Annotated in this window: 9 protein-coding genes; 7 read left to right on the top strand and 2 right to left on the bottom strand. The window is 46.8% G+C overall.

Annotated elements, in window-relative coordinates; translation table 11 throughout:
- Positions 1-1,477, bottom strand: a 1,477-nt coding sequence (locus AC06L3_RS05280; RefSeq protein ID WP_475669579.1) for a transglycosylase domain-containing protein, incomplete at its 3' end; no start/stop codon positions are given.
- Positions 1,478-1,575: 98 nt separating this feature from the next.
- Here AC06L3_RS05280 and topA point away from each other — a divergent pair.
- Positions 1,576-3,969, top strand: a complete 2,394-nt coding sequence (gene topA, locus AC06L3_RS05275) for a type I DNA topoisomerase (RefSeq protein ID WP_475669578.1) — start codon at positions 1,576-1,578, stop codon at positions 3,967-3,969.
- A gap of 12 nt (positions 3,970-3,981) precedes the next feature.
- Positions 3,982-4,488: an Lrp/AsnC ligand binding domain-containing protein gene (locus AC06L3_RS05270; RefSeq protein ID WP_475669577.1), complete on the top strand. Its 507-nt coding sequence runs from the start codon at positions 3,982-3,984 to the stop codon at positions 4,486-4,488.
- Here the strand turns inward: AC06L3_RS05270 and AC06L3_RS05265 are convergent.
- Positions 4,479-5,174, bottom strand: coding sequence for a 2-C-methyl-D-erythritol 4-phosphate cytidylyltransferase (locus AC06L3_RS05265; protein ID WP_475669576.1), 696 nt, complete (start codon positions 5,172-5,174; stop codon positions 4,479-4,481). The genes AC06L3_RS05270 and AC06L3_RS05265 overlap by 10 nt on opposite strands.
- Positions 5,175-5,243: 69 nt before the next feature.
- On the opposite strand from AC06L3_RS05265, the gene AC06L3_RS05260 reads away from it, so the two are divergent.
- The 5 genes from AC06L3_RS05260 to rodA are packed head-to-tail and all read left to right on the top strand — an operon-like array spanning position 5,244 to position 10,996.
- A complete protein-coding gene (locus AC06L3_RS05260) occupies positions 5,244-6,260 on the top strand; it encodes a rod shape-determining protein (RefSeq protein ID WP_475669575.1) in 1,017 nt (338 codons plus the stop codon).
- Between the two features lie 9 nt (positions 6,261-6,269).
- A complete protein-coding gene (gene mreC / locus AC06L3_RS05255) occupies positions 6,270-7,118 on the top strand; it encodes a rod shape-determining protein MreC (protein ID WP_475669574.1) in 849 nt (282 codons plus the stop codon).
- A 4-nt stretch (positions 7,119-7,122) separates the two neighbouring features.
- Positions 7,123-7,581 carry a hypothetical protein gene (locus AC06L3_RS05250; RefSeq protein ID WP_475669573.1) on the top strand — a complete coding sequence of 153 codons (459 nt, stop codon included), beginning with the start codon at positions 7,123-7,125 and terminating at the stop codon, positions 7,579-7,581.
- The gene (locus AC06L3_RS05245; RefSeq protein ID WP_475669572.1) at positions 7,578-9,449 is read left to right on the top strand and encodes a penicillin-binding transpeptidase domain-containing protein; all 1,872 of its coding nucleotides are present in this window, start codon (positions 7,578-7,580) and stop codon (positions 9,447-9,449) included. The genes AC06L3_RS05250 and AC06L3_RS05245 overlap by 4 nt, the downstream gene beginning before the upstream one ends.
- A complete protein-coding gene (gene rodA, locus AC06L3_RS05240) occupies positions 9,446-10,996 on the top strand; it encodes a rod shape-determining protein RodA (RefSeq protein WP_475669571.1) in 1,551 nt (516 codons plus the stop codon). The genes AC06L3_RS05245 and rodA overlap by 4 nt, the downstream gene beginning before the upstream one ends.
- The last annotated feature ends 24 nt before the right edge of the window (positions 10,997-11,020 follow it).

Below are 11,020 nucleotides of genomic sequence, written 5' to 3'. Positions count from 1 at the left end.
CATATTTGAAATATCTGTAGTTTCCGCTTCCAACATACGCCTTTATATAACCGGTTTCAGGTTCCAGAGCCAGAAGAGCGGCGCGAAGGAACGATTTGTAATAACGTATAGAGTCATCCGGAGTCATAACGGTATCTACATATCCCTGCTTGTTCCAGGAGAACACGCGCATTGAAACAGGTGTTGAGAACACCTTGCGTACATTCTCCGCTTCAAGGATTCCTGCATCACCGCCATTCTCCGCTGTATACTTCATTGCCATATAGCGGTCGGACCAGCGGCGCGCCAGCTTCATTATACGGTCTATAACATCGTCCGGAACACTGTTGTCAAAAGGAGGATTCTTCTTCCATTTCAGCTCCCTGTTCAAGGCAGGCTGCAAGGACCTTGAAAGATGTTCCGCAACAGCCTCCTGGGCATACTCCTGCATCTTTGCATTTATAGGCGTGTAAATCTTCAGGCCGTCCTTGTCCAGATTGTACTTTGAGCCGTCCGGTTTCAGGTTCTTGTTGAGCCATCCGTAAAGAGGGTCTGTCTCCCAAAGCAATGAATCTGCGGAATAGTCCTGCGGATTATAGTAATTGTTGCGTTTCGGTTTTGAGGCGCTCATTGTCCTCTTTATCATGTCCCTGAAATGCGGAGCCAGACCTGAGTTGTGGTCCATTGGGCAGAAATTCAAAGTGATCGGGAGCCGGACTATTGAATCGTACTGAGCGTCATTTATGTAACCGTATTTATTCATCTGTTTGAGCACGTGGTTGCGTCTGCCGAGCGAGAGTTCAGGATTACGGACCGGATTGTACCTTGTTGGCATGTTCACCATACCCACAAGCAGGGCGCTTTCCTCAATGTTCAAATCTGCAGGAAGCTTTCCGAAGAAGGTCTCGCTGGCCGCCTTGATTCCGTAGGCATTGCTTCCAAAGAACACTGCGTTGAGATACATGCTCAGAATTTCCTCCTTTGTATAGTTGCGCTCAAGCTTCACCGCGGTGATCCACTCCTTAAACTTGCTGCCTGCAAGCACGAAATACTTTGCACCCGGGAATCTGTGCCTTACGCTGTCTCTTGGAAACAGCGATTTTGCAAGCTGCTGGGTGATTGTGCTTCCGCCGCCACCGCCTGCCCTGTTGCCCATAAGCAATGATTTCACGGTAACGCGCACAAGGCTCTTGCCGTCAATGCCGCTATGGCTGTAGAACCGTGCATCCTCGGTTGCCACCAATGCATCTCGCAGATAAGGAGAGAGTTCATCGTAAGTTGTATATGAACGGTTCTCAATATGGAATGTTGTGAGCACGGTGCCGTCATCCGCTATTATTTCGGTTGCGAGCTTGCTTTTGGGGTCCTCAAGTTCCTCAAAAGATGGTATTTTTCCGAACAATGACACGAAAAGAAGGGCTAAAAAAATTAAAGCAATAGGTGCAAAGACTATTACCCAAATCCATTTAACTATTGATTTTCTATTAGTTAGCTTCATTTCAAATTATAATGCAAAAATGCGTGAACTATTGATAATTCTCTAAATTCAAGTAAATTTGCACAAAAATACTAAATATTAATGTGGATATTGAAGGTATGAGTGAAAATTTAGTAATTGTTGAGTCTCCTGCAAAAGCAAAGACCATTGAAAAATTCCTTGGCAAAGGATACACTGTAAAATCAAGCTTCGGACATATAAGGGATCTTTCCAAAAAGAAACTTGGAATTGACATTGAGAACGGCTTTGAACCTGATTATGAGATTTCTGCAGACAAGAAGAAAGTCGTAAGCGAACTTAAGGAACTGGCTCGGAAAGCAAGCACCGTATGGCTTGCATCCGATGAGGACCGCGAGGGGGAAGCCATTTCCTGGCATCTTTTCCAGACACTTGGTCTGAGTGCGGACAACACAAAGAGAATAGCATTCCATGAAATCACAAAGCACGCCATCCTCGAGGCAATTGAGAATCCTCGGGAGATAGATATGAATCTGGTGAACGCCCAGCAGGCCAGAAGGGTGCTGGACAGGCTTGTTGGATTCGAACTATCGCCGGTGCTGTGGAAAAAAGTTGCTCCAAAGCTCTCTGCAGGCCGCGTGCAGTCCGTTGCGCTCAAGCTTATTGTGGAGAGAGAAAGGGAGATTCTGGATTTCAGGACTGAGCCATACTTCAAGGCTTCCGGGGTCTTTCATCCTTTGAAGGAGAAGGCTTCCGTAAAGATAAACGCAAGCTCTGAAGGCAGGTTCACCAATGAGGACGATGCCGTTTCCTTCCTTGAAAGATGCAAGGACGCACACTTCTCCCTCGAAGGCTGTGACACCAGGGAAATGGAGAAATCCCCCGCCCCTCCTTTCACAACCTCCCTCCTGCAGCAGGAAGCATCCAGGAAACTCGGTTTTTCAGTATCCCAGACCATGATGATAGCCCAGAGGCTCTATGAAAGCGGACTCATCACCTATATGAGAACTGACTCAACCAATCTTTCCTCACTGGCGATAAATGCAATAAAGGAACTCATAGTATCTTCCTGGGGTGCGGAGTACTCAAAGCCAAGGCAGTTCAGGACAAAGAGCCTGGGCGCGCAGGAAGCCCACGAGGCAATAAGACCTACCTACGTAGCCAACACCACCATTGAAGGAACAGCGCAGGAGAAAAAGCTGTACGAACTTATATGGAAAAGGGCCGTGGCGTCACAGATGTCCAACGCAAAGGTTGAGAAAACCACTTTGACTATAGGCACCCCTGAGATTGAAGAGAAATTCGTAAGCACAGGTGAACAGATTCTGTTCCCGGGCTTCCTCAAGGTTTATCTTGAAAGCACCGATGATGACAGCGCAGCACAGGATGAGAACCAGATTCTGCCAGCAATGAACATAGGTGACCCGCTTAACGCTGTCAGGATTACGGTTGCACAGAAATACACACAGAAACCTCAGAGATATTCAGAAGCTTCATTGGTGAAGAAGATGGAGGAACTGGGAATAGGAAGACCTTCAACCTACGCTCCTACCATCACAACCATAACCCAGAGAGGTTACATAAAGAGAGAAAGCCGCCCTGCTCTGCAGCACAACATAGTTTCGTTCACGCTCAAGTCAGGCAATATAAGCCGTGAGGAAGGCATTGAAAACTATGGAGCGGAAAAGAACAAGCTCTTCCCGCAGGACATTGGAATGCTTGTCACCGACTATCTGGAGAACAATTTCAAGGACATACTTGACTATGGTTTCACCGCAAGCGTGGAGGAGGACTTTGACAAGGTTGCATGCGGAAAACTGGTATGGAACAAGATGATTTCCAGTTTCTACAAGGGTTTCCACAAGGAAGTTGAAAATTCAATTGCCGAAACTGAAAGAGCCCATTCGGAAAGAATACTCGGCACCGACCCTGCGAGCGGCAAGCCTGTCATTGCCAGACTTGGCAAATTCGGTCCGTTGGTTCAGAAAGGAGCGAACGATGACCCTGAAAAGCAGTTCGCATCTCTTGCAAGCGGCCAGCTCATAGGCTCAATAACACTTGAGGAAGCGCTCAAGCTCTTTGCACTTCCAAGAACTCTTGGAGAGTATAATGAGGCTAAGATAAGCGTGTCCAACGGACGCTTTGGTCCGTACATCAAATATGGAAGCAGCTTCGTGTCCGTACCAAAAGGCATGAGCCCTTATACCATAACCTTGCAGCAGGCTGTGGAAGCCATTGAGAACCACAAAACGCAGGAAGAGCGCAAGCATATCAAGGAGTTCCCGGAGATTGGCGTTGAAATACTTGACGGACGCTATGGTCCGTATATCAAATACTCAGGCGCAGCCATTGACGGGAAAGATTACGCTGCGGGAAACTACAAGATAGAAAAAGGCACTGATGCTTCGGCCATGAGCCTGGAGGACTGCAAGAGGATTGTAAGTTCATCAACTCCTTCAGGAAAATCAGGTTTCAGGGCGGCCAAGGCAGCAAAGACAGCTAAAAGTTCAGGAGCAAGAAAAACCGGAAAATAAACAAAACCATATATGTCAAAGTATAATATCGACGAAATTGACCAGAAAATCCTCTATTATCTGGTAAAGAACGCGAGAATGCCTTTCCTTGAAATAGCCAGGGAATGCAATGTGTCAGGTGCAGCCATACACCAGCGCGTGAAAAAAATGGAAAGCGTTGGAATAATCACAGGGTCCAGACTGCTTGTCAAGCCAAAGACCCTTGGACTGAACGTGTGCGCTTTCATTCAAGTGTCACTCTCGGAATCAAGCCATTATCCTGAAGTAATCACTGCACTGAAGAAAATCCCGGAGGTTGTTGAATGTCATTTTGTAACAGGCAAGCATGCTTTGCTCGTAAAGATGTTCTGCAAGGACAATGACCACCTCATGAGCATTCTTATTGACACAATCCAGCACATACCTTACATTCAGAGCACAGAGACTTTGATTTCCCTTGATCAGGCCATTGAAAGGCAGGTATGGGTAGGCGGTGAAACTGAAAGCGAGAGCAGTTCCAGGAACAAACGTCAGAAATAATTTAGGAGGAACTCTCCCAACGGCATATCTTCGGGTGTAGTGATCTTGATATTATACCTGCTGCCCGGGAGCACCTCCACTTTCATGCCGGCATTTTCCACAACGGACGCATCATCTGTGAACAGTGGATTGTAAGCCCGGCTGTATGCTTTTTTCAAGTTGCTGGAACCGAACACCTGAGGGGTCTGGACAAACATATATCTGCTTCTGTCCACGGCTCTGGTTGCGCCGCTTCCATTGTCTTCAATTTCACGCATGGATTCAATTGCCGGCGTTACCGGCACCACTCCCGCTGCTGTTCCCTGTACCAGCAGTTGCTGAGTCCTTGCAAACAGCTCAGAAACAAGCTCCGCAGGCACGAACGGCCTGACTCCGTCATGCACAGCAACCAGACCGCTGTCTGCTATGGTTCTGACAGCGTTCTGAACCGAATGGAAACGGGTGATACCACCATCTACAACAGTATGTCTTATTCTCAAATCCCGCTCCAGACAATACTCTTTCCAATGCTGCTTGTACTGTGATGGCAGTACCAGAAGTATCTCAGAATCAGGCACAGCCTTTGCAAAACGCTCCAAAGTCAGATGCAGTATGGCCTTGCCGCCCAGTTCCAGAAATTGCTTTGCAATTGACGAGCCCATACGTTTTCCAAAGCCGCCAGCCGTTATTATTATATATTTTTTCATACTCGGTTCCATATCGTAAAAATAAACAAATTATTTCTTAATTTTGCGAAATTACAAAAAGAAGAATTTATGGCATTTTCATTTTTGACACAGGAGCTTGCTGTTGATCTGGGTACAGCCAACACGGTCATCCTGATGAACGACAAGGTAGTTATTGACGAGCCGAGCATTGTGGCCTTTGACCAGAAATCCGGAAGAATAATGGCTGTTGGAGAGACTGCCCGCCAGATGTATGAGAAAACCAATCAGAATATCAGAACAGTACGACCTCTCAAAGACGGTGTGATAGCGGACTTTGATGCAGCCGAGCAGATGATAAGAGGTTTTGTAAAAATGATAAACAGCAAACGAAGACTCTTTACTCCAAGCCTCAAGATGGTTGTATGCATTCCTTCAGGAAGCACCGAGGTTGAAAGGAGGGCTGTAAGGGACTCCTCTGAGCATGCAGGCAGCAAGGAAGTTTACATAATATTCGAACCTATGGCGGCCGCCCTGGGTATTGGCATAGACGTAATGCAGCCGTTCGGCAACATGATTGTTGACATCGGTGGCGGTACTGCGGAGATTGCCGTCATTTCACTGGGAGGTATTGTATGCTCAGACAGCATAAGAGTTGCAGGTGACGTGTTCACCACAGACATACAGCAATATATGAGACAGCAGCACAACCTCAAGATTGGTGAAAGGTCTGCCGAGCAGATCAAGATAAACGTTGGTGCGGCTTCCGCCGATCTGGACCAGATCCCTGAGCCTTATATTGTGAAAGGCCCTAACATTATGACTTCACGTCCTATTGAAGTTGCGGTAACCAGTCAGGAGATTGCCCACTGCCTAAACAAATCAATAGAGAAAATCGAAGCTGCAATATTGAATGTCCTTGAGCAGACACCTCCTGAACTGTATTCCGACATCGTGAACAAGGGAATATTCCTTACAGGCGGTGGCGCATTGCTCAAAGGTCTTGACAAGAGACTTACGGAAAAGTTCAACATACAGTTCCACGTTGCTGAAAATCCGCTCAAGGCTGTTGCAAGAGGAACAAGCATAGCCCTCAAGAACCCGGACTATCCTTTCCTGATGCGTTAATTTCATTGAATGTATACACTTCCTCCATTCTTCTCAAAAGCGGGGAGGCTTCTGATATTTGCACTCCTGGAAGTTGTCTGCGTCATTCTGGTTACAAACAATGGCGTGATGCAGCGCTATGTCATTCCCAGAAAGGTACGGCAGATGCAGTCCGGACTTTGGATTACAAAATCCAACATAGGTTCCTATTTTGCCCTGTCTTCAATCAATGACTCGCTTGCAAGTGAAAATGCAGCTCTGATGCAACGCACCAGAATGCTCGAACAGAAAATCAGTCTTATGGAGAACATGTCATCATTTGACTCCACTTTCATTCAGCAGCACCTTCAGGACAACTTCAATTTCATAAGCGCAAAGATCATAAGGAACTCAATGAGTTCCCTTCATAATTATATAATAATTGACAAAGGGAGCAAGGACGGAATTAAGGAGAATATGGGAGTGATAACACCTTGCGGTGTTGTGGGAATTGTGAGAGCCGTATCCGAAAACTGCTCGTTCGTCCTTTCATTTCTCAACAGCAGTCAGACATTCAGTGCAAAGATAGGCCAGAGTGGAGCTTTCGGTCCTCTGAAATGGAGCGGAGGGTCCATTCTCAAGGCTTGTCTGTACGAGATACCTCAGCATATATCATTTGAACAGGGGGATACCGTATATACCAGCGGCTTTTCATCATTCTACCCTGCAGACATTCCTGTAGGCACAGTGGAGAAGTGGGATGTGAAAGACGGCTCACACAAGGAGGTTGAAGTCAAGCTGCTCCAGGATTTCAGCCGTATTGACTACGCCCTGGTTGTATCGAACAGCAGAATGGATGAGATAGACTCTCTCCTTGTAAAAGTTTCACAGGTTGATTAACGCTATGAACAATTTCAGATACATAATCATTTTCATTCTGCTCATAGCCTTCCAGGCCATGCTCAACGGCTGCTTCACATTCATACCGCTGATATACATTTCCATTCTGCCTGCAGCCCTGGCAATGCTTCCTTATTCCTTGCCAACAGTTCCTAATATGCTCATTGCCTTTGCCTGCGGCATCACGGTTGACATACTTTCAGACGGTGTAACAGGATTGAATGCAGCCGCTTACACAGCAATAGCATACTTCAGGAAGCCAGTCCTTGCATTCATGCAGGGGAAGGGCCGCTTCTTTGAAAACCTGATATTCTACTCCATTTTCTTCCTTGTTTATCTTGGACTCGACAGCATACTCTCATACAGTTCAGACATTATATTCCTGCGCTTTGTCCTGAACGTTGTTCTGAACTCAATCTTTGCACTGATTGTCCGGTATCTTCTTGAAAAACAGTTTAAATGAATAAGGACAAGGACATAAGGAGAAGCAGGATACTGATTATAGGTCTGGTGATTGCAGCGCTCATTCTGGTCATCAAGCTTTTCAACCTGCAGATAGTTGATGAGGAATACAAGATATCCGCAGAGAACAACGCCTATAAATATGCAATGCTCTATCCTGTAAGAGGTGCCATCTTTGACAGGAACAAGAAGCTTCTGGTAGGAAACAAGAACAGCTACGACCTGCTGGTGACCCCTATGGAGGTAAGCGAGTTTGACACTCTTTCCCTCTGCAGGATATTTGACCTTGACAAAGATGAAGTTGTTGCAAAATTCGCCCGGTACAGGAAGGACAGAAAAAAGATAGGCTTCCAGTCACTCACATTCCTCAAGCACATAAGCGCAGAGCAGTACGGAGTTTATGCCGAGCAGGCCTACCGTTTCCCAGGCTTCAGCATTGTTTCAAAAACTTCAAGGGAATATATGCTCAATGCGGGCGCCAACCTTTGGGGTTACGTTTCGGAAGTCAGCCCCGAGTTCCTGAAGGAGCATCCTGAATACAAGATGGGCGACTATGTTGGTGCAACAGGTCTTGAAAAAGCATATGAGGAGCATCTGCGTGGAAAGAAAGGCTACAACATATACCTCAGAGATGTCCATAACAAAGTCAGGTCATCTTTCGCAAACGGTGCATACGACAAGAAAGCCGTGGCCGGAGAGAACCTTATCACCACCATTGACGCTCATCTGCAGCAGTATGGAGAAACCCTCATGCAGAACAAGGTTGGCAGCGCAATAGCAATAGAACCCTCAACAGGTGAAATACTGGCAATAGTGTCAAGCCCCGGCATTGACATTGACAAACTTGCCAACATCGGTAAATATTACAGGGAAATTGTAAACGACCCTTACAAGCCAATGTTCAACCGTGCTGTAATGAGCGCATATCCTCCCGGCTCCGTATTCAAGCTGGTGAATGGTCTGATAGCTCTCCAGGACGGAGTCATTGTTCCTGAAACGAGATTTCCTTGCAGCATGGGCTATCATTATGCCGCAGGAAAGAAACTGGGCTGTCACGCACACCCTTCACCGCTGGATTTCAGGAGCGCCATAATGATGTCCTGCAATGCTTATTTCTGCTACGCATTCAAGGCAATACTTGAAAACAAGAAGTTCGGCAGGAACATCTACAACAGTTTCAACCACTGGCGCACAATGGTTGAGAGTTTCGGTTTCGGTCACAATCTGGGAAGCGACATCCCAGCCGAACTTGGCGGCAACCTACCAAAGACAAGTACATACGACAGGATTCATAAGAAGAACAGATGGAACGCCACATCCATAATCTCTCTTTCAATAGGACAGGGTGAAATTGGAACAACTCCTCTGCACCTTGCGAATCTGGCCGCAATCATGGCAAACAGAGGATATTTCTACACGCCTCACCTGATAAAATACGCCCAGGCACTCAACGACAGCATAACCATTGATGAGAGACGATTCGCACAAAGACATTACACCCTTGTTGACACCACCTGGTTCCCTGTGGCCGTTGACGGAATGTACAGGGCGGTGAACAGCCCTCCGGGAGCGGGCGGCACAGCAAGAAAGGCTGAGGTGGAAGGACTTGACATCTGCGGAAAAACCGGAACCGCACAGAACCCGCACGGAAAGGACAATTCGGTCTTCATCTGTTTTGCCCCAAAGGACAATCCTAAGATTGCCGTTGCCGTATATCTTGAAAACGCAGGCTTTGGAGGAACCTGGGCTGCTCCGCTTGCATCCCTGATGGTTGAAAAATATCTTAGGGGAGAAGTCAGTCGCAAGAATCTGGAAAGGGATATCCTTGAAGCCAATCTCATAGTTAACGTACCTGTAAAACGCAGATGACAATGAACACAGGATACTACCGGAACAAAAAGCATTCGCCCGATTGGATACTGCTGCTTGCATACCTCTTTCTGGTTGTATTCGGCTGGCTCAACATATATTCATCAGCAATAGAGCCCAACAGTCCGGTCATCTTTGACATAAGCCAGAAATACGGAATGCAGTTCATCTGGATGTGCACATCACTGGTACTGGGTGTGCTCATACTGTATATCATAAATCCGAACACATACGAAGCCGTAGCTCCTGTCTTGTACGCATTCATTCTTCTGCTGCTCATAGCGGTGATATTCGTTGGTAGGGATGTCAACGGTTCCAGATCCTGGTTTGAGATAGGTCCCATGAAATTCCAGCCGGCGGAACTGTCAAAGATAAGCACATCGCTCCTGCTGGCATATACAATGAGCAAATTCAACTTCCATCTGGGCAATATGAATGATGCGGCCACCGTAGCCTGCATCATACTCATACCTATGGCAGCCATCGTGCTGGAGAAAGAAACCGGATCCGCTCTTGTTTATGCAGGATTCGTGTTCATGCTCTTCCGCCAGGGTCTCAGCGGCTGGTTCCTGTCCTTCGGCTTCCTAATAATCTTCCTCTTTGTACTTACGATGGTCTGTTCGCCCCTGATAGCCATTATCTGCACATTCGGCATTCACCTGCTCATATTCGCTCTGGCTTCAAGGAACCTTTCCATTGCCTTTCTGACGAATGCTCTTATCTGCGTCCTGCTGGCAGTCATAAGACCGCTATCGGGGTGGATAAATAAAATAGGCAGCACGGCAACGGATGCCATTGCTTCGGTAGATGTGAATATGAATGCCCGGGCACTCGCCAATGACAGCGGTCTCCTTGAAAAGCAGGATCTGATATTCGGCATATTCAAGCCTGAAATCCTGGCGCTCATGCTCATAATGCCTGCCTTCATCTGGCTTTACCTCAACTGCTTAAGGAAAAGAATGCATTTCGTAAAGTATCTTGCCATATCCCTGGTGAGTTCCATAATCATAATATTTTCCGTAAACTTCATATTTGAGAATGTTCTTCAGGCCCATCAGCGTGCAAGAATAGAGAATCTGCTGGGAATAACGGAAGACCTGCATGGAATAGGCTACAACGTGTTCCAGTCAAAGATTGCCATAGGCTCAGGAGGATGGATTGGAAAAGGCTTCCTCAACGGTACCCAGACCAAGTTCAACTTCGTGCCCGAACAGAGCACGGATTTCATCTTCTGCACCGTTGGAGAGGAATGGGGCTTTCTGGGTTCGCTCTTCCTGATTGCTGTTTATATGACCTTGATCATCAGATTGATCATACTGGCTGAAAGACAGAACTCAAAGTTCGCAATGATTTACGGCTATTGCGTAGCCTGCTGCCTGTTCATGCATGTTTTCATAAATATGGGCATGACAATGGGGCTTCTCCCTGTCATTGGCATACCTCTTCCATTCCTCAGTTACGGCGGCTCATCAATGTGGTCATTCACCATACTGCTGGCCATATTCGTAAAACTGGATATGGAGAACAAGCGCAAGATGTATTATTGATGTCAGGACAAAAAAAGAGCGCTG

This window comes from Candidatus Egerieousia sp. (assembly GCF_056211015.1).
The sequence above is the reverse complement of the archived record's forward strand: the minus strand, read 5'-3'. Positions and strand labels throughout refer to the sequence as shown.

Excerpts from the sequence above, each read along its gene's own strand:
- topA (WP_475669578.1), top strand. The coding sequence starts at position 1,576 with ATGAGTGAAAATTTAGTAATTGTTGAGTCTCCTGCAAAAGCAAAGACC.
- AC06L3_RS05270 (WP_475669577.1), top strand. The coding sequence starts at position 3,982 with ATGTCAAAGTATAATATCGACGAAATTGACCAGAAAATCCTCTATTAT.
- AC06L3_RS05265 (WP_475669576.1), bottom strand. The coding sequence starts at position 5,174 with ATGAAAAAATATATAATAATAACGGCTGGCGGCTTTGGAAAACGTATG.
- AC06L3_RS05260 (WP_475669575.1), top strand. The coding sequence starts at position 5,244 with ATGGCATTTTCATTTTTGACACAGGAGCTTGCTGTTGATCTGGGTACA.
- mreC (WP_475669574.1), top strand. The coding sequence starts at position 6,270 with ATGTATACACTTCCTCCATTCTTCTCAAAAGCGGGGAGGCTTCTGATA.
- AC06L3_RS05250 (WP_475669573.1), top strand. The coding sequence starts at position 7,123 with ATGAACAATTTCAGATACATAATCATTTTCATTCTGCTCATAGCCTTC.
- AC06L3_RS05245 (WP_475669572.1), top strand. The coding sequence starts at position 7,578 with ATGAATAAGGACAAGGACATAAGGAGAAGCAGGATACTGATTATAGGT.
- rodA (WP_475669571.1), top strand. The coding sequence starts at position 9,446 with ATGACAATGAACACAGGATACTACCGGAACAAAAAGCATTCGCCCGAT.